Here is a 19553-nt window from a genome sequence, read left to right as displayed (position 1 = left end):
CGAAAACGCCTCGCGACCAAGTTCCATAACAATGCAACTTGATACGCTGTGTACTGCGAACGTGTCAAGGAATTAGGAAACTCGTCTCGTTCCAGATTGAACTTATTCAATCCCGATATCATTGTTGTCCGACCGTGTAGAAGTCGTACATTATCGCCCACGTCATCTCCTGCTGGGGCTTGATGGAAATATCGATGAAGGGTTCGATCGACAGAACTGAGCGGATAGACCATAGGAACATGCTTGCGAGCGGACGGTCGCCGTGAATTTTGACCCCTGCGCCCGTCCCCGGGCTCTCCACACTCAGAGAATAATCCGCCGCATCCCTGCTGAAACCTTTCACCTGGGCGGAGACTGTCTCTTTCCCTTCAAGTGTCTTACGGTAGACAATCTGCTTACCGCTGATCTCAGCCATCTCAGGAGGCATGGGTGTGCCTCCATCCACAGCAAAAGGAAAACTCAAAGTCGTTCCCTTCTGCGGCCCTTTTCCATTCATCACCAGGAAGTTATGGTCGTAGGCACTTGTCTCGAGAGGCACGGACCCGATGTTCTTCAAGCTATGCTCGAGGACCATGCGCGGCTGCCCGGCAATTAGCCTGATCGTCTTGGTATACACATAGCCGTAACCGTTTTCATTCACCAGCCTCTGCGTAAAACGAATCCAGTCGCGCCCCTTCTTGACAGTCCATGTTCCTGAATCGACCACCTCGTAAGTGCGGTACTGATCGTACGGTGCGGCATCGGGCCTGCGCAGCACTCCTACGCCTATCTTCAGGAAAGTGCCATTCGGCTGCGCCTGATCGTAGCCGATGGCCTGGAACTCCTCGACCGGCCCCATCGTTGCGCTGCACGTCCCGGCAACGATCTTGTCGTCAGCGTAGACGAAGTCGTGCACGCTAGGATCTTGTCGATCGAACCATGGCCCGAAGAAACTGAGATTTTTATAGCGAAGGTTACGCACTATGCCTGACCAATCGAAGCGTGTACCACGATAGAAGCCGTTCTTCACATCGGGCAGGTAGAGCTCTGCATGAAGATCGGCGCTGCCAATCGTTGCCGTTGGCGTCTCCGCGTTCGCTGCAACCGCCATGCTCAGAACTGCTGCTATTATCATCGCCACGAGCCACTGTCTCACTCTTAGCTCCTTCAAGAACAAACGCACTATAACATCGGGCAGCCCGCCGATCGTATGGGAATAACAGCAATGTTGTGGAGAACCATCACGAAGGCCTCGACCTCGCTCGGCCTGCTAACTCTCGCCGGCTGTTTGATCAACGCGATTGCAAGCCAGGCACCTCACGCCCCAGCACCTCAGGTAAACGCTTACGTCGATCCCGACGCATGCGCAGGCTGCCATCGTCAGATCTACAACACCTATAGGCAGACAGGGATGGGCAAGTCCTTTTTCCGCCCCATGCCCTCCAACACCATAGAAGACTACAAAGACAAGAATCACTATTACTCTGCGCTCTCGGACACACATTACGCGATGATCATGCGAGATGGCGGTTACTACCAGCGCCGGTGGCAGGTTGGCCTCAACGGCGTCGAGACCAACGTCGAGGAGATGAAAGTCGACTACGTGCTTGGCTCCGGCGATCTGGCGCGCTCCTACCTGCACCGCACCGCACGCGACACGCTCATCGAGCTTCCCCTCGGCTGGTACTCCGAGCGCGGCGGCTACTGGGCGCTCAGTCCTGGCTTCGATTCTAAACATCCTCAGACGCGACGCATGGTCTCCTACGAATGCACCTTCTGCCACACAGGCTACCCGCAGCTTTCCGAACAAGCGCGCTCGCAGACCATCGACGCCGTCTTCACCGGCAAGCTTGCCGAGGGCATTGACTGTCAACGCTGCCACGGCCCCGGTGGACAGCACATCGCCGTCGCACAGAGCGGCAACCCCACGCAGGCCGAATTCCGGCGCACCATCGTCAACCCCGCGCGACTCGAGCCGAAGCGCCGGCTTGAGGTGTGCATGCAATGCCACCTCGAGCCCACCAGCGGGCATCTGCCGTCCATCATTCGCAAGTTTGACCGCGACCCCTTCTCCTATATTGCCGGCCAACCCCTCGAAGATTTCAATCGTTACTTCGATTACCCTGAGGGTAAGGGATACGACGACCGCTTTCAGATCGTCAGCGCAGCGTATCGTCTGCGCAAATCGCGCTGTTTCCTCGAGAGCCAGGGTGCGATGACTTGCCTCAACTGCCATGATCCCCATCGTGTGCTTCCCTCCGGGCAAGAGGCTGTCACGTTTTACGCTGCCGCCTGTGGCAAGTGCCATCAGCCAGCACTGAAGCAGGAAGTCGCTGCCGGCAAGCATCCTGCATCCCAGGACTGTGTCTCCTGCCATATGCCCAGGCGTCGCACCGAGGATGTGGTGCATGTGGTGGTCACCGACCATTACATTCAGCGCAAGCTAACGGATCGCAATCTTCTCGCGGAGCTGACCGAAATTCACCTCCCCGAATCCGAGGACTATCACGGCGAGGTGCTGCCGTACTATCCCGCGCAACCTCCTGCCACCGCCGAGAATAATCTATATCGCGGCATAGCGCAGGTTGTACTCCAGAATAATCTCGCCAGAGGCGTCGCAGATCTCAGCCGCCAGATGGCGCAACGACCACCTTCACGTGCCGAGTTCTACACCGTTCTCGGAGACGCCTGGATGAGCAGCAAGGAGCCGCAAAAGGCAGCGGGCGCCTATACGAATGCGCTTGAGCGCAACAACACGTCGCTAGTCGCGCTGCAGGGTCTCGCGCGTGCGCGGCAGCAACAGGGAGACGACGCGCTTAGTGCAAAAACGCTCGATCAAGCCCTGCATCTCGCTCCGCTCGAGCCAAGCACGTGGTTCCAGTACGGCCTGCTCGAGGCACAGCGGGGAAAGCGCGAAGAGGCTCTGGCAAAGCTTCAGAAGGCCCTCGCGATAAGCCCCGATCTTCCCGAAGGCTACTTCAACGTGGCCAACCTGCTCCTACAGACGGGAAGGCCACAGGAGGCCGAACCTCTGCTCGCGAAAGCGCTAGCTCTCGATCCCTACGATGCCGCGGCTTACGACCTCTTAGGCCAGGTGATGGCGATGCGACGCAACACAGATGGAGCGCTCTACAGCTTCCAAAAAGCCGTAAAGCTGCGATCGGGCTATGCGCCCTATCTCTACGACTACGCGCTGGGCCTTCTGCAGGTCGGGCGTTACGACGAAGCCAAGACTCAGATACAGGCCGCTATCCAGGCAGACCCTCATTACGCCGAGGCACACGAGATTCTCGGAGCAATCCTTGTGCGGGAACATCAGTCTGAACAGGCAATCGCTGAGTACAGGCAGGCCCTCTCCATCCGTCCCGACATGAATCGCGTTCACCTGAACCTGGGCCTGCTACTCTACTCGCGGGGTGATCGTACGGGAGCGGCTGAGCATCTTCGCAAGGCGGCCGGGGATCTCAACCCAGCTATCTCCACCGCTGCACAACAGGCGCTCGAGCGCGTCGGCGCGCAGCGGTAGTCTCGACTCTATTGGGGTGGTGGATCCCTCACGATGGCATAAGTTCTTCCGACTAACCATACATCCTCGGCAATTCGCAAGAAAAGCGATTCATCTCCGTCTCATTTCGAGTGGAAGATCACGAAAAAAAAGCGTTTTGTCAATCAACAATCTATTCATACTTTGCGTAAGTCACACCGCACAACAAGAATCTGTAAAGGCTCCTCGTCGTATGCTTAAGTAGGTTGCTATCAATATTCAACCAGAACAACGATTGCGGTCAGTTCAAAACTGTATAAGCATCGGATCCACGATAGGGTGCAGCAGTAACGAAGAACACCGCGAAGAAAAGATGATGTAAGGTTTGCTGACGCCCGACCAATTCATACGGATAGAGGGAAGACTAGATGAAACAGTTAGTGATCGCGGGGCTATTTCTTGCTCTGGCGGCGACCCAAGTAGATGCACAGATTAATGCAGGCGAGCAGAAGCCCGAGGCTAGCCTGCCTTTCGACATGGTCCAGGTAACAACTCTCAATCTGCCCTGGCGGATTGCTTTTCTGCCCGACGGACGTATGCTGATCACCGAGAAGGTTGGCGGTATGGTATTGGTCACTCCGCAGGGGGCCAAGACACCCGTCGCGAATGTACCAGCCTCCTTTTATAGAGGACAAGGCGGCATGCTGGGCGTTTTTCTCTCGCCGCACTATGCCAAGGATCACAGCGTCTACCTCACCTATTCGGAGCCGGGCGAAGGCGGTTCGAGCCTGGCGCTTGCAAAGGCACAGCTAAAGGTCAGCCAGGATTCAGCGAGCCTCGAAGGACTCAAGGTGATCTGGCGCGACGGGGAGAGGGGCGATGGTGGACAGTTCGGCGCACAGATAGCTTTTTCCCCGGATGGCCGTTATCTGTTCCTTGCAGTTGGCGACCGGCAGCGTATGACGCCCGCTCAGGATCCTAACCAGCCGCTCGGCAAGATTCTGCGCCTCACGTTGGATGGCAAGCCTGCAAAAGGAAATCCGATGGCCGGGAAGAAGGGTACACCCAGCGTTCCTGTGATCGAACCACCCGCAGATACTGAAGCTGCGAAGACTGCGCCAGTCGTGAAGACCTATACCTTCCCGGGAGGCAATCTGACCCCGGCGGAGACCTGGAGCAGCGGACACCGTACGCCCTACGGCCTGGCCTTCGCGCCTGACGGCCGGTTGTGGGAGCTTGAGCATGGCCCGAAGGGCGGCGATGAGTTGAATTTAATCGAACCCGGCAAGAACTATGGCTGGCCGCTGGTCTCCTACGCGACCAACTACAACGGCGTGCCTATTCCCAGTCCGGATACGCGACCTGATCTGACCAAGCCCGTCATCTATTGGACTCCGGTCATCGCTCCAGGCAATCTCATCTTCTATAACGGCGCGATGTTCCCGCAGTGGAAAGGCTCTGCCCTCGCAAGCGGCCTGGCGACGAAGACACTCGATCGCATCACCTTCGACGGCCAGGGCGGCGCCAAGCCTGCCGAACGCTGGGATGTCGGCCACCGAATCCGCGACGTCGAAGTTGGTCCCGATGGCGCACTGTGGATGCTCGAAGATTCCAGGACCGGTGGTCTATTCCGCGTGACGCCAAAAAAACCATAAACTTCTGAAGCTAGAGTGACGTCTCATGGCACACAAGATCGATTCTCGGGCCCACCATCCATACCAATGGTGAGCCCGGGAAATTGTGTTCGTATCGCACCCCTTACTTCAACGCAAAAAAATTATCGATCAGTCCCGCAGGCCGCCTTCTCGCCAGCCCCTGAACCGAGGGGACTAGAGCGCTTATTGGAGCCCTTTCGGCGCACAATTCGGTGAAGAATTTGGTGAAGTCTTGAGACGAGGTAACTCTTCGGCGGGCGCGCGAAAGGTTATCCCCAACCGCCTCTGGAAACCTGGTCGTGGACAGAGCTAAGCACTGAGCCCTCCTCCTTATCGCTTCGCTAAGGCTCTGATTCAGTTGCAAGTGGTACACTTGCGTACACAACGGTACGCAAGGAGTTTTCATGGAAACACAAAAGGTCGGTATTCGGGAGTTCCGCGATAAACTTGCCAGCTATCTGCTCGAATCCGACGTGCCCGTAGCCATTACGCGACATGGCGATACGGTCGGATACTACATACCGGCCCGTCGCAAGCGCAGTGATACCGAGCGCGCTGCGCTCCAGGAAGCGTCTTCGCGGTGGCACGAGGTCCTCGCCACTGAGGGAGTCTCCGAAGACGAGGCGATCAAGGACTTTCGGGAATGGCGATCGAAGAAACAGAAGTAACGGCCAGGAAACGTCTGGTACTCGACGCCAATATTCTGCTGCGGGGCATCCTCGGGACTAAAGTTCTCTCTCTGCTCGAAAGATACGAAGATATCGTTGCTTTTTACAGCCCCGATATCTGCTTTGAAGATGCGAGGAAGTACATCCCCGATCTGGCCAACCGTCGCGGCTTCGATCCCAGTGCTGGAATTCGGGTACTCGATCAGTTGGCGAACGTCGTGGAAATGGTGGATCGAACTCTCTACGAAGAACACGAAGAGTTTGCACGGAATCGCATTGCCCTGAGAGATCCAGCGGACTGGCCCATCGTCGAGACTTCCCTGCTGTTCGACTGCCCCATCTGGACCGAAGATCGGGATTTTTTCGGGACTGGAGTCGCCACATGGACGACCCAAACCGTTGAGTTCTATCTTCGCGGGCAATGATGAAAGACCACTACTAGGTGACTTGTCCAGAACCTTTTCGGGTCAATCTTTATTCCGGCCGTCGAAATCGCAGCGAGCTTGCTCGGCCTCATAAGCCACATGATCTGATTGATGCCTTGTTCGTAGGCCTCAGTCGTCACCAGGACGAGCTTGCCTTGTTTCATTCAGACCTAATTGCCTCGGGACTAACCTCTGGCTCACAATTCTGCCTTTGATGTTCACCCCGTCTCGATGAGCGCTAAGCCCTGAAGGCAACAGTTGAGCCAAGGGTCATTTGTCCGGAAAGCCGACTATTCGGCCAGGTGGCTCGCGTTCCATTGTCGGTGGGTGAGCGCATTGGGCGATTTAGCGCTCATTGAAAGGCCGTATCGATTCAATTGCCGGTTCTTTGGCACCTTGCCGAAGGCAAGGATCGATCTGAACAGCTCAATGAGAGACCGGCCCCTCTATCGGCAACTGAGGATCATTCCTTGGTGGTCCGTGATCCAAACGTAGATGGGACGATCTCCGATCAGGCATTCGACAGACACTCCCATGGTTCCATGACGCAACTCAGATCGAAAGGATACTGTTCTACGTACTGAGGTCCCCACGATCTGTTCGACGTGAGGGCAGGGGGAGTAATGATAGATCGGAGCCCCTCTGAAACGAATCCCAGAGGGGCTTACATATTGTTCGGCAGCGAACTGGCTAGGTGCCAAAAGAGCAGATGAAATTGTGCTAATCCTTCCGCTCTTCCCCGCGTCTCGTGTAATGTTGCGTCACGAATATCCCGTTTTCGAGTACAAGACTGGGTTCACGTTGTTCGGCGACGATGTCGGTCGCGACAGGAGTTCGGTGAATCACCTCGGTCCGCGTGACTACGAAGTCTTCTGTTGCGGTTCTTATCGAACCGTCTGGCAATGTCACTATCAAAAGAATGGTTCCCGTCCCGTCTCCATTCACGCTGTATGTTCCTGTGAAAGTTAGTGGCACGAGTTCTCTAGCTCCTGTAGATGTTGGCCTGTTCAGGAGGAGGGTTCCTTGAAGCGTTCCAATTCCATCGAAGTGCACCGTTCCTACGCCAAGCGCCAAGTTGGCTCCGTAGTTATTGACGACGGCATAGTCTCCTCGAATACTTCCCACGCTATACTCGTGAAGCGCTTCGGCAGCCCTATCTTGGGCAATTAGATCCGGTGTAGCTGCCCCAGCGAGGATGCTAAGTACAGCGATTATTGGGAAAATCATTCTACCTCTCTGTACCAAGGACTCTCGCATACACTTCTCCTTTTCATCTCGCGGGTGGTCGCCCCAAACAAATTAAGCAGCTGGCTTAGTTCGCGCTCAGCCGGCTGCCTAGGTTCAGTGTTCGGGTACGCCGTTGATTGCCACTTCTGTCGAGCTTGGTGCTTGCTGGTTTGCGGCCAACAGGCTCGCTTTCTCGGCGTGGCTAGTCGGGCATTCTAGGCCATTGATGCTTCCTGTCGTCCAAATTTGCCGCAGGAAAAATTTATCTCCCACGCGATGGAAGACGATGGTTCCGTGGTCAACAGCACGTGATTTAATCGCATTACTCGTACTCACAAACCCTGAAGCATTGCCGGGTCCTCGCAACATGATTAAGTCCCTTGATTCCTTAGCAATTCGGTACTTCCCGGCGGGCCATGTTTGGAGTGCCGTCTGGAAGGGGAAAGGAATGGTCACTTGGATCAGGGCCACGCCGCTCTGGGCTGAAACGGGTTGGGTCAGCGCAACCGAACCGATCGTCAGTGCACAAGCGATAAATTTGGAAATATGGATGGAAGTAAGCTGTGTGTTTTTCATGACTTGATTTCCTTTTGGAATGCCAGGTTCGTAACTGCTGGCTATCCGACAGTTGGCTAATAAGTTCCGTCCTCCTTTGAACACTCCTCGCAGCTCTATGCTTCTCGCTCCGATGCCGTTTCCTTCGGGTGCCAGGATCGTATCCGCTATCGAATAAATGCGCAGTTTTATTGGACAAGGGCAATCCCCAGGCGATAGAAAAAACCTCACAAAAATATGCGGTCGCAACCGTCGCTTTATCAGTCGAAGATCTTCCGCCCGCTCCACCACCGAAGATTCTCTTTGGAACCCTTTGGACAGTGATAACCTAAGCCAACATGCAGGGACGCCATGTTGCCAGAGACACCGTCCGCGGATCGGATAGCATTTGGCTCGTTCGAGCTGGAGACCGCAAGCGGTGAGCTCTTCAGAGACGGTCGTAGGATTCGACTGTCCGTACAGCCTGCCGACCTGCTGGTCATGCTGGTTCGTCGCAGTGGTCATTTAGTCAGCCGAGAAGAACTACGAGTCGCGCTCTGGCCTGAAGACACCTTTGTCGACTTCGACCACGGTCTCAACAACTGCATCCGCCGAATCCGTGACGCACTCGGAGATCCCTCCGATTCACCGCGCTTTATCGAAACTTTGCCCAAGAAGGGCTACCGTTTCATAGCCGAAACTCGTCACGTCTTACCGTCGCGAAGCGTTCTCGCTTCCCCCGTATTGGAAAGTACGGCACTGGAGTCGGAGACGGCGGACACCACGCCTATACACGAGGACGTCCTACAAGTCCCTATAAGCCGCTGGAAGCGACTCAGACCATGGGCGATCTCACTATTCACCATTGTGGTAGCTCTGTTTCTGTTCTTTTTTGGGTTGCTGATACTCAAGCACAAGTCCAAACCGGCAGATTTCCATTCAGTAGTGCTATTGCCGCTCACGAATCTGTCCGGAGACAGTGCGCAGGACTATCTATCGGACGGGGTTACCGACGAACTCATTACGGAACTGGCCCAGGCTACCGGCGTGCCCGTTATCTCACGCACCTCCGCGATGGTCTACAAAGGCAAACAAAAACCCATGCCTGTGATAGCTCGCGAACTGGGAGTCGATGCAGTCGTAGAAGGGGCTCTCAACCGAACTGGAGACCGGTTGAGAATGACCGTTCATCTGATCGACGGCGCCCGCGACAAATCCTTATGGTCACAGTCCTACGACGGAGACATGAGTAATGGCCGCCAACTCGTGATAAAGGTTGCAGCAGACCTTGCGGCTCACCTGCGCGCTCCTGCGACGACGCGCACCCCAATTGGCTCTCCACGCCCGATCGCCCCCGAAGCCTATGAGGAATATTTGAAAGGGCAGTATTTCTGGGGGAGGTTCGAGCTTAGGCCGGCCCTGCGACACTTTGAACGCGCCGCAGCCATTGAGCCAGATTACGCTGCTGCCTATGCTGGCATCGCCAAGACCTATTGCCTCCTGGAATTTCAGCAGGCTTTGCCTCCCGATGTCGCCTTTGCCCAGGCAAGCAAGGCGGTGGAAAAGGCGTTCAGTCTGGATAAACAGAACGGGGAGGCTCATGCGGCTCACGCCTATGTGCTGGGCCAGCGCGACTGGAACTGGCCTGAAGGTGAAGCTGAGCTGCAACGAGCTATCACAAGTAATCCGAGTAACTCGTTTGTCTATAGATGGTATTCAGTCATGCTGCTGCAAAGGGGCCGTAAGACCGACTCGCTCAGGCAGATCCAGCTTGCGGCCAGGCTGGACCCGGTATCCTTTCATACTCTCGGACATTACGCGGACCGTCTCCTGCGTGTAGGCAATTTTAAGGAATCAATTGAACAATTTCAGGCCGCAATTGAGTTGGATCCGGCCCGTTCGAACTTGCGGTTCAGGCTTGCCGAGGCGCTCGAGAAAAGTGGTCAATTAGAGCGCGCTGCCACGGAGTTGGGGGAGGCCTATATCGTTGGAGGCGAGCCGGATATCGCTGCCAAATTCAAACAGCAGTATCCATTGTCCGGCTATACGAAAGCCGCCGCCGAAGCGCTGCCCGTTGACCTACTTAGAGAACTACTGAAGCTAGAGAACAAACGTGCGAAGGGCGAGTACGTTTCACCCACTGCATACACAAATATCTACGCTGGATTGAAGAACCACGAAGAGACATTGCGCTGGCTCGATGAGGCCTACCGGCAGCACTCACATGTTGCAGTGGAGTTGCTGGACGAACGGTTCGACTTCATTCGCCGCGATCCACACTTCGAAAGTATATTCCGAAGCATTCCTTTCTATCACTAGTAGGTCCTGCTTTCCCTTGAGCCCGAAGGGGAAGCCGCGTTTCCGCTTGTGCGGACCATCCCTGAAAAAGGCCATTTAAGGTACCTCCTATGAATTACTGTCAGGATTCATCAGTTGATGAGAGCAGGCGAGTCACTGATCGAGCTATTCGGCTCGATCTATGTCTTCGGCAAGTGGCCGAATAACCGGACATTGGCCTGCAAAGAGGTTCTGTCCGAGTAGTCGACCATCGGCTTGGTGAATGACCTCGGGATTTATCAAAACAACTTTACTAGCTGGGAGATTTCTACGAAGGGGCTCAGTCTTCGCCAATCGCAACTCTGTCTTCCGAATCATCTGCAACCACAAAGCATCCGGATCGGAATTAAATATTGTGGCGGTGTCTGGCGGAAAAACGAACCACGCGCCCAATCGCACCTCGGTCCGTAATTGGTCTTGCGTCCATCCGGCATATCCTAGGTAAACGTGAAAAACGTTAGGGTCAGGCCGGGCCGAAATTGTTTTTTCGAAGAGGCCTTTATCGGAGATCAAATAAACACCACCGAAGATGCTCTCAGCTTTTTCGATCTTGGCCGAGGACTGAATAAGTGCAAATGCAGCCGAAGGTTTCATAGGACCCCCGATATAGACCGGGTCGGAGCGGTCTTTCGCGGCCTTGAGATCAAGAACTTGAGAAAGTGGCACATCGGTGCGCTGGTTGAGAAATAGTCCGACTACGCCATTATCATCGTAGTGAACTAGCAGGATTACTGTTCCCGCGAAACGCGGGTCGCCGAGGCCGCGGCTCGCGACGAGCACCTTTCCGGTACCCAAATCTTTGGGGCTCTTGAATTGAATTGGAAGAAGTGACGCCGGCAGCAATCCGCCTTTCCTGCGGAATGCCTTGAGCCATCGACTTGGCTTGTTTGCCGGCCAGCTGCCGTACCAAGACAATGCAGGAGCGGCAGGCGCAGGAGCGCGCAACAACGTATTCGGCTTCGGCACATTAAATTCCGCCTTGTAAACGTTGACCCTTCCGGGCTCCGCCAAGGCAACGATCGCGAACAGCATTGCGAACAGCAACCCTTTGCGTAGCGACATGATCGGTATCCTTCCCAAAAGGAGATTATCCGAATTTTTCTGGAGGTCCGACCCGGGATTTCTGTTGTCTCCGCTTTCCGATCACTCTGGACCTCGAACCTTCTGGCACGTCAGGACCTTAATGCAGGGCCGTCATAGCCCTCTTCGAGCGCGTCGACGGCAATTCGCGGAAGCTTTCAATACTATAGATCATCATAATAGTACCGAACCGCAAGCTGCTCAGGATTAAGGCGCATGGGGGCCGCAGACCTCACCTATTGAGGATAAAATCGGGATCGCGAGAGTGTTGTCGGCCAACCGGCATTTAACGAAAGCTAATACCCGGTTGGGCGGTAATCCGGTAGGAATGGTGTTACGCCTTCGAAAACCCAGCTGCGGGCTACTTACCGATCCGCCCTATTTTAGGTAGCCGGTATAACCGTCCTTTCCTCCAACATCGCAGACTCATTTACAAGTGGACGACTTGCCGTCTCCTCGATCGAAGTAAACGGCTTCAGTGCAAGCAGGGTGAGCGGAGACTCTTCTTTTAATGTATTGTTCCTCCTACGTCGAGGTTTTACCGTAGATACCGAGCGGAGTCGTACGCCGCTCGTTGCTGATATTGACCGCTCCTGCTTTAATTTGGAACCGGTTCAATTTTCTGCTTACAAGTCCGATGCGAGGGTCTTTCTTCGAGGCACAAGATCACCATGACACAGTCCCTGGCTCTGACGCGGCGGGCATTTCTGCGGGACGCCGCGTTGTTGACTGTTGCCGCATCGGCCAATGCGCTCCCGACCTCCCAAGCTCCGGACATGTTTGTTCAGACGGTTCTTGGCCCAATCCCATCCTCCAAACTAGGGGTCACCCTTGTTCACGAGCACGTCATGTGTGATTTCATCGGCGTAGCGCAAACCAACCGACATCGCTGGGAGGTTGAAGCCGTGGTCAAACGGATGCTGCCCTTGCTCATGCAGTTGAAGGAACGTGGGGTGACGGGATTCGTCGACTGCACACCGGCCTACATCGGACGCGATCCGCGAGTGTTGAAGCATTTGGCCCAGGAAACCGGGCTGCATATCGTCACGAACACCGGCTATTACGGTGGTGCGGACGACAAATTTGTGCCGAATCACGCTTATAGCGCAACGCCGGATCAGCTCGCTAACCTCTGGGTGGAGGAGGTAGTACATGGCATTGAAGACACCAGGGTGAAGCCTGGCTTCATCAAGATCGGTATCGATGAGATCAAAGGTAGCGCGGATCGGCTTTCGCCCATTGATGAAAAACTCGTGCGGGCTTCTGCGCGTGCGTCTCGACGGACCAATTTAGCTGTGACCTGTCACACCGGAGGTGGGCCGGCAGGCTTAGCAGCGACGAAGATCTTCATCGAAGAAAGAGCCGATCCAGGCCGCTTTATCGTTGCTCATTCTGACGGCCATGGGCTGCCGATCAACCGAGCGGTGGCCGCACTTGGCGCGTGGGTCTCCTTCGACGGGATCGGCAGGCAGCCACTCGAATCGCACCTCAAGCTGGTCCATGCCATGACGGAGAAACATGCCAGCCGCCTGCTCCTCTCACAGGACAGCGGTTGGTACTGGGTCGGCCAGCAAAATGGAGGAGATGTTCGCGACTTCAATTACATGGCCGATGTGTTCCTGCCCGCTTTGCATAACGATGGTATCAACGAAGCAACTATTCGAAAACTCACGGTAGAAAACCCGGCCAACGCATTTGCTACCCGTCTTCGCCGAGAGCGCACCATGTAAGGTCCCGCGAAGCGATGCTTAGATGAAAGAGCCGCAAGCTTGGTGCCGTCCCGAACTTCGCGGAAGAGGCAATCTGGGCTATCTTCCGGATCGCCGACGGTTCGCCAACCTGAGAAGGATCTATCTCTAGGCGACAGGCCGATGCATATGTGAAGTGGCATCGGTCTGACGAATATTACAGCCGTCCGATTAAAGGAAGCTGGGCAAGAGAGGGGGCGGCGCGCTCATCAATCAAGCGATCCATCAGGTGGATCTGCTGCTCCATCTTGTCGGACCTGTGGCGCGAGTCTTTGGAGAATGGAGATTAGGGGCCACGCACTCGATTGAGTCGGAAGATGCGCTGGTGGGAACGTTCCGGTACGCAAACGGGGCGATTGGAGTGATAGAAGCCTCCACGTCACTGTGGGATATCCGGAACGTCTCGAGCTACACGGAACCAAAGGCACCGCCATCATCACTGGCGACAAGCTCACGACCTGGGACGTGGAAAACGACGTTGGAGACCCGCCACCGCTAATGTCAAAGGCCTCGTCCGGAGCATCGGACCCGATGGCGATTTCGATTTTCCCTTTCGAGCGCCAATTCCAGGACTTCGCGCAAGCATGTAACGAAGGGCGAGAACCCATGTGCTCAGGGATGGATGGTTTCCGCGCCCTGCAGGTAGTGACCGGCCTGTGCGATTCCTGCTGAAAGGAACAGCCCGTCACCATCCGGGCTGAATTCTAACCGGAAGATGCAGCGGGCCAGATACGCAGGAAAGCGCGACGCTTCCCGTCGCACTTTCCTTGCTTACAACCAAATGCCATAGCTAGACCTTCACGCCCATTTTCTGTACCAAAAAATCCTTACTGATTTGCGCGGATTGCTTCGGCGTCTTGCTGTCGTCGGGTTCTCGATCCAACTCCACGACGGCCCATCCCTTGTAGTTGATGGCATCCAATGCGGCAAATGTTCCTGCGAAGTCGACAGTTCCCTTGCCGAGTTCGACGAATTGAAACGGATAATTCGCGCCCGGCTTCAGCGGAATAGGACGGACATCTTTGAGATGCATAAAAAGTAAGCGGTCACGATACTTCCGTATCTCTTTGCCCGGATCACCACCTCCTGCAGTGATATGCGCCGTATCAAGCTCAAGCTTCACGTACGCCGGGTCGCTATTGTCCAGAATCTGTTCAAGATTTCCGGGCATTTCACTCAGCGTGTTCAGGTGATTGTGATACCCGAGTAAGAGACCGATGTCTGCAGTCTGTTTTCCAAGGTTGTTCAACATCTTGCCGAGCCGCTTGCATTCGTCTGGTGTTGCGGTGCGCGGATGGCCCTTTAGCACGTCAAGAATCTGCAGATACTGGGCGCCGGCTGCCTTCGCAAACTTCGCATTGACCATGTGAGCTTCGATCTGGGGACCTTCGGGTTGCTCCAATGAGATGGTGCCGCTTGAAAGCGCCACAAACCCAAGGTTGTGCTTTGCCAAGAGGTCTTTCAGCTCGGTCACGGTGAAATCCTTCACGGCGTTGGCACGGAACTGGATGCCAGGATAACCGACCGCAGCAATATCCTCTATTGCTTGACGTTCGTTGTCTCCCCATGTCATAGCTGCGTAGCCATAGCGGAGATGCCGCAGACGTTGGCCTGACGCCATATCTGGAAGAGCGGATGCTGCAGTGAAGGCGCCAGCAGCAGTGACAAAGCTACGACGTGTTAGGTTTGAACTCATTTCATTATTCCCCTCTATACGTGGTGTATTTCGTGAATTGTTCTACTCAATGGGATTTCTAATATTGGTGAGTCGGGCGTCCAGCGAAACGATTTCAAGCCGTGGAACAAGTAAGTGGATGGCTACGATCGCCACCAGGTATGCCAGACCCCGCAAGAGCAAATTCCGGCGCATAGTTGCCGCGGGTTAACGTAAATATGAAGCCGATGAAAAGTCCACAGAACATCATCGATACTGAGCCGCCACAGGCACCAATGCCAACGACCGAGGCCACTGCCCTGCGCGGGAACATATCGGAGACAAGAGTGAAGAGGTTGGCAGACCATGCTTGATGTGCTGCTGTTGCCAGACTGATGAGAGCCGCTGCGGAGGCCACGGAATGGGCGTGCCCGATCATAGTGATCGGAGTGATAAGCAAGGCATAAAGCAATATTGAGGTCTTCCGTGCACGATTTACCGTCCACCCCCTCCCGATGAGGCGCGCTGGCAGCCACCCTCCCTGCAATACTGCCAACCGTGCAGAAGTTATAGACGACCAGCAGCGGCATGGAAGTTAGCGTGAGTCCAAATCTTGCATGTAAGAAACCCGGTAACCAGTAGAGATCGATCATTGCCGAGCCAATCTCCGGGGGCGTTGTTATGCACTTCAAGCGAGATATGACCCGCGCGTCCTACCATATCCACGACTTTGTTGGGATCCCAGTCCGAAGCGGCCATCTTTGACGTCACCAACTCCGACACCTTCAAGTCGTTATAACCCATGTAGTGAGCGTGGGTACCGCACCCACAGAACTGATGCGGAACCGGTTTCCAATCGTTAAGTTTCCACACCTTCAGCAGATCTTCGGCGGAAACCATGTAATCAGGTTTCACCAGGTGCCCCGCGTCATTGGGTTGTTGCGGTTTCCTGATATCAGTCGCGTCACGCGCCCGCTCGCGTCTCGCTCTGCCGGCCAGTCTGGCCGCGCTTCAATCTCCAACTCGAAATCGCTGAAGGTGCGATCAGATACGAGACACAAACCCACACCTGCACGATCTTGGCCGCCCACGATGGCGCTGTCTTCCACCCTCCAGACACCGAGTGACGGCTGGTTGGCGAGGCGCGCCTTAGACGTCCAACCATTAAGCGTTTTTCCGTCAAAGAGCGAGGTAAAGCCGTGATCAGATTTCAGGGCGGAGGCCTCCGCCCCGGCGATGCGAGCTACCATGCAGCCTGCAATGACTTTGGCCGACATCTGTAGAACCTGTCTTCTTCTATAGCGTGTTTCCATCGCTGGCTCACTTTCTTACACGTTGGAATAGGTAGCGCACAAGCGTCGGATTTCAGCCATGAGAATGGGGACATCCGTCATAATCTGGGTTCTACTTCTCCCGCTACTTTCATATTCCGCAGACATATAGCCCCGGTATCCCGCTTCAGCGAAGATGCGGCCGATACGTTCCAGGTCGATTGGACTTCCGTCGTCGAAGTTCCCATTTCGAAGATGCGTCTGCGTCGCGACAGGAATACATGCAGCGATCTGACTGTAGTAATCGCGTGAAGCGGTGCGGGCAAAGTGAGTGATATCCAGCGTGAGACCTGCAAATGGCGAATTTACCCGCCCGATAATTTCCAAGCAGGTCTCTGAGTTGTCAGCCAGACCATTTTGATTTTCCATGCCGAGGATGATTCCCTTCGACCCTGCATAATCTGCTGCCCGCTTAAATGCTTCAACCAAGGTGTTGATGCTTTCGGCCTTCGATGCCCCGGCAGGCGCCTTTCCAGGAAAGACACGCAGGTGAGGCGCCCCCAGCGCCTCTGCAACATCGATCCACTTTTTCATCTCTGTGAGCGAGCTTTCCTGTGTTTCACTCCCTAGAAGAAGCAAGCTGGCTTTGCATGCGGCCCCTGCGATTGGCACTCCATTGCGAAATGCGAGGTTTCGTAAGTGGGTTAGATACAAGCGATCGACATTTTTAAGGTAATACGTTGTAATGTCGACCGCCTGAGCTTTGAGCTCAATTGCGCGGTCGAAAAAGGATTCAAGGCTAAGCTCCCCACCCGCGAAGAGCGGGCCGAATGAAAAAGCACAAAGTCCTGACATCAGGCGCGCAGTCTTCCCATTGGCCGGGACTGCCTGAGCCGCGGAAGGCATGCCGACAGAACCGGGCAGCGCGAACGCAGCCCCAGGCCGAAGAAGAAACTGTCTGCGATCTGTCATGAGTGGCAATGGAATTTCCCCGTTTCCCTGACCAATATGGAAGCTTGATACCACGAAGTGCTGCGAGCCGCTACTCCCCTCGAGGGTCGCGGCCACTCCTGTAAGAACCATTTATGGCTACTGCGGTGGCGGCGCGCTCGATGGCGGCGTGGGCTTGCCATCGAGCGTCGTGGGCTCCATGACTTCAGTCCTCGTTCCATCCGGGTCGAAGAGATTAGCCTGCTGCTTACGGTTCTTACCCAGATGAATGTCGATGTCCTTGCCGTAGCCCTTCATGTAGGAGGTCGCCTTCAACTTTGCAACAGCCTGGTTGACATTCGGGACTACGAGACACAGGTGATGCGCAGTGCCGCGTTTTGTCGGCGCAGGCTCGGGCTTATTCAGCATTAATTCGACATAATCATCGCTGTCCGGCGCCTTCAGATTGATCCACGAAAGCACCGTTCCATTTGAGCTTCCTCGCCATGTCTCCTTGAAGCCAAGCACCTCGGTATAAAATTTGTACTCAGGTTCCAAGTCGCTCACGATGATGCCGACATGGGTCATGTGAGTTGAGATCCGGTTTGGCCCCAAATGCTTACCGTAATTTTTTTCTGTTTCACCCTCCGGCATGTACTGAACCATCTCCACGGTATGTCCCGCCGGATCGGTGATATTGAAGGCAAGATTGCCTACTCGTACCGGCTTCGCCTGATCCGGCACCTTCACACCTTTGGAGGCAAGATAGGCGCGAAGTGCTTCAATGTTGTCGGTCTCGAATGAGATATGGCTCAGACGATCAGTGTCTGGCTGCTTTTCAGGCGACAGCTCGATGTATTGATGATCGTTGACCTTGAAGAAGGACATGGAAAGTGAGCCGTCTGGATTCTTCAGAGGGTAGACCTCTTCAAACCCAAGAAATTCTGAGTAGAACTTACGTGATTGATCCATGTCATGCGCGAAGAGAGCAATATGCGCGAGACCAAGAATTTTGGGACGCTGGGGTGTGCTTTGTGCGAAGCTGGAGTTAGATCTGGCACAGAGCGCGCCGGCGACCAGCAAGGCTGTCAAGGTTGTTCGCGCGGATCTTGACATTGCTGCAGCCACATTCGAGATACCCATTCGTTTCCTTTCCATAAAAAACCTGTTACGTAATGCGGAAGCAGATCACGGCTGTGATCCGCCCCCGTCGGCCGGTCAGAAACTGCTCTGCCAGTAGGCTTGCTGGCCGTTGTATTTATCATCTGGAAGATTCTTCAGAAGTGCGCGCTTTACTGCTAACGGATCCATCCCTCCCTGCGTTTTGAAGAGAACATTTCCGCTGGTGTCGATCACAACCGTATAGGGCAATCCGCCCTTCCAGTCAGGGCCAAATGCAGCCACCGCATCTGCGGAATCGTTACCGCTGAACTGAAGGTTGCGATTGATGGCATGTTGCTTCTGGAGAAAATCGAGCACAAAGCCTTTCTCATCCGGGCTGTTCAGGCTCACCGTCACAATATCCAATTTGCGTTTCGCATACATTCGTACCATCTTCTGAAGTTCCGGGAATTCTTCTATGCATGGCGCACACCATGTTGCCCAGAAATTGACGAGAAGGAGTTTGCCTGTGCCCTGATTAGTACGTAGGGCTTTCAGCTCATCGACTGAAACGGGCTCTACAGTAACTGGTTTCTGGTCGCCCGCGGCAATCTCGCTGGCTGCTCCTTTTTCCTTGTAAGCCCACTTTGTCGAGCAGCCTACAGCCGGTGTACTTTGCACGTGAACAGGAGTATCCGCGAGTAAAGCATCAATGGCGTCACGTGCTTCATGTTTTGTAGCAAGCTGCTCGCGCGCGTTATTATCGAGTCGCCCCTCATACTGTAGAATTCGCCGCTGATCAAAGACGAACGCGTGCGGTGTTGCTGTTGGGCCATACTTTAGAGCAATAGCCTGCGTATCACCGTCATAAAGATAGGGGTAGTTGAAATTACGGTACGCTGCGCGAATTTTCATGTCCGCAAACGAATCACCTACGTCCGTATATCCCTCTTCACTGAAGTGAACTGCTTTCGGATCGTTACCCATGATCACAACTACGGCAACGTTGCGAGTTTTGTAGTCGGATACCAGCTGCTTGATGCGATGCTCGTACATTTGCGCAACTGGGCAATGATCACAACTGAAGATCACAACCAGAACCTTACTGGCTGAATAATCTTTCAGGCTGTGGGTCTTACCATCTACGCCGGGCAACGTGAAGTCTGGAGCATGCGCTCCAATTTTCAGAACTGGCGGAACATCGGCTCCAGTATGAACACTGTCGTCTTGCCCCAACAGACGGATCGGAGCATTTAGAACCGCTAGCACGCAGAATGCGACCAGAATCCAGATGCGTGTGTGGCCCGATATGGTTTTTCGCTGCGAGCAATCTCTCTGCTTCATTGGTAGACCCCTTTGTAGAAACTCACGGGTTGTTGATCTGGGTGAATTGCGTGCATTACGTAATAAAGTTCACGCAAATCAACTAGCGATGTGAGCTGAATAGCGAAAGCGCAGCC

General features: G+C 54.7%; 17 protein-coding genes. 7 read left to right on the top strand and 10 right to left on the bottom strand.

What is annotated here, in order from left to right; all coding sequences use genetic code 11:
- Positions 1-118: 118 nt before the first annotated feature.
- The gene (locus AC5S26_RS22590) at positions 119-1135 is read right to left on the bottom strand and encodes a hypothetical protein (protein ID WP_494187213.1); all 1017 of its coding nucleotides are present in this window, start codon (positions 1133-1135) and stop codon (positions 119-121) included.
- 69 nt (positions 1136-1204) lie between these two features.
- On the opposite strand from AC5S26_RS22590, the gene AC5S26_RS22585 reads away from it, so the two are divergent.
- From AC5S26_RS22585 to AC5S26_RS22570, 4 genes are all read left to right on the top strand, one after another.
- Positions 1205-3505 carry a tetratricopeptide repeat protein gene (locus tag AC5S26_RS22585; protein WP_494187212.1) on the top strand — a complete coding sequence of 767 codons (2301 nt, stop codon included), beginning with the start codon at positions 1205-1207 and terminating at the stop codon, positions 3503-3505.
- A gap of 386 nt (positions 3506-3891) precedes the next feature.
- Positions 3892-5118, top strand: a complete 1227-nt coding sequence (locus tag AC5S26_RS22580; RefSeq protein WP_494187211.1) for a PQQ-dependent sugar dehydrogenase — start codon at positions 3892-3894, stop codon at positions 5116-5118.
- 404 nt (positions 5119-5522) lie between these two features.
- The gene (locus AC5S26_RS22575) at positions 5523-5786 is read left to right on the top strand and encodes a prevent-host-death protein (protein ID WP_494187210.1); all 264 of its coding nucleotides are present in this window, start codon (positions 5523-5525) and stop codon (positions 5784-5786) included.
- On the top strand, positions 5762-6211 hold the full coding sequence (locus AC5S26_RS22570) for a PIN domain-containing protein (protein ID WP_494187209.1): 450 nt from the start codon (positions 5762-5764) through the stop codon (positions 6209-6211). The genes AC5S26_RS22575 and AC5S26_RS22570 overlap by 25 nt, the downstream gene beginning before the upstream one ends.
- Positions 6212-6931: 720 nt before the next feature.
- On the opposite strand, the gene AC5S26_RS22565 is transcribed toward AC5S26_RS22570, so the two are convergent.
- A complete protein-coding gene (locus tag AC5S26_RS22565; RefSeq protein ID WP_494187208.1) occupies positions 6932-7336 on the bottom strand; it encodes a hypothetical protein in 405 nt (134 codons plus the stop codon).
- 216 nt (positions 7337-7552) lie between these two features.
- Positions 7553-8014 (bottom strand): hypothetical protein, encoded by a 462-nt coding sequence (locus AC5S26_RS22560; RefSeq protein WP_494187207.1) that lies wholly within the window; start codon positions 8012-8014, stop codon positions 7553-7555.
- A gap of 330 nt (positions 8015-8344) precedes the next feature.
- Between AC5S26_RS22560 and AC5S26_RS22555 the strand changes: the two genes are divergently transcribed.
- Positions 8345-10291, top strand: coding sequence for a winged helix-turn-helix domain-containing tetratricopeptide repeat protein (locus tag AC5S26_RS22555; protein WP_494187206.1), 1947 nt, complete (start codon positions 8345-8347; stop codon positions 10289-10291).
- Positions 10292-10435: 144 nt separating this feature from the next.
- On the opposite strand, the gene AC5S26_RS22550 is transcribed toward AC5S26_RS22555, so the two are convergent.
- Positions 10436-11371 carry a YqgE/AlgH family protein gene (locus AC5S26_RS22550; RefSeq protein WP_494187205.1) on the bottom strand — a complete coding sequence of 312 codons (936 nt, stop codon included), beginning with the start codon at positions 11369-11371 and terminating at the stop codon, positions 10436-10438.
- 689 nt (positions 11372-12060) lie between these two features.
- Between AC5S26_RS22550 and AC5S26_RS22545 the strand changes: the two genes are divergently transcribed.
- Both AC5S26_RS22545 and AC5S26_RS22540 read left to right on the top strand, forming a co-directional pair.
- Positions 12061-13119, top strand: a complete 1059-nt coding sequence (locus tag AC5S26_RS22545) for a phosphotriesterase family protein (RefSeq protein WP_494187204.1) — start codon at positions 12061-12063, stop codon at positions 13117-13119.
- A 199-nt stretch (positions 13120-13318) separates the two neighbouring features.
- Entirely contained in the window at positions 13319-13636 is a 318-nt protein-coding gene (locus AC5S26_RS22540) for a Gfo/Idh/MocA family protein (protein WP_494187596.1), read from the top strand.
- Positions 13637-13927: 291 nt separating this feature from the next.
- Here AC5S26_RS22540 and AC5S26_RS22535 read toward each other — a convergent pair whose 3' ends face one another.
- The 6 genes from AC5S26_RS22535 to AC5S26_RS22510 all read right to left on the bottom strand — a co-directional run bounded on the left by AC5S26_RS22535 (position 13928) and on the right by AC5S26_RS22510 (position 19437).
- Positions 13928-14833, bottom strand: a complete 906-nt coding sequence (locus AC5S26_RS22535; RefSeq protein ID WP_494187203.1) for a sugar phosphate isomerase/epimerase family protein — start codon at positions 14831-14833, stop codon at positions 13928-13930.
- Between the two features lie 525 nt (positions 14834-15358).
- Positions 15359-15706: a hypothetical protein gene (locus AC5S26_RS22530; protein ID WP_494187202.1), complete on the bottom strand. Its 348-nt coding sequence runs from the start codon at positions 15704-15706 to the stop codon at positions 15359-15361.
- Positions 15703-16068 (bottom strand): 3-keto-disaccharide hydrolase, encoded by a 366-nt coding sequence (locus tag AC5S26_RS22525; RefSeq protein WP_494187201.1) that lies wholly within the window; start codon positions 16066-16068, stop codon positions 15703-15705. The genes AC5S26_RS22530 and AC5S26_RS22525 overlap by 4 nt, the downstream gene beginning before the upstream one ends.
- Before the next feature lie 51 nt (positions 16069-16119).
- Positions 16120-17034: a sugar phosphate isomerase/epimerase family protein gene (locus AC5S26_RS22520; RefSeq protein ID WP_494187200.1), complete on the bottom strand. Its 915-nt coding sequence runs from the start codon at positions 17032-17034 to the stop codon at positions 16120-16122.
- A gap of 117 nt (positions 17035-17151) precedes the next feature.
- A complete protein-coding gene (locus tag AC5S26_RS22515; protein ID WP_494187199.1) occupies positions 17152-18108 on the bottom strand; it encodes a VOC family protein in 957 nt (318 codons plus the stop codon).
- A gap of 102 nt (positions 18109-18210) precedes the next feature.
- Positions 18211-19437, bottom strand: a complete 1227-nt coding sequence (locus AC5S26_RS22510) for a redoxin domain-containing protein (RefSeq protein WP_494187198.1) — start codon at positions 19435-19437, stop codon at positions 18211-18213.
- Between the last annotated feature and the right edge of the window lie 116 nt (positions 19438-19553).

It is taken from the genome of Edaphobacter sp. FHG110511_03 (assembly GCF_059115365.1).
The sequence above is the reverse complement of the archived record's forward strand: the minus strand, read 5'-3'. Positions and strand labels throughout refer to the sequence as shown.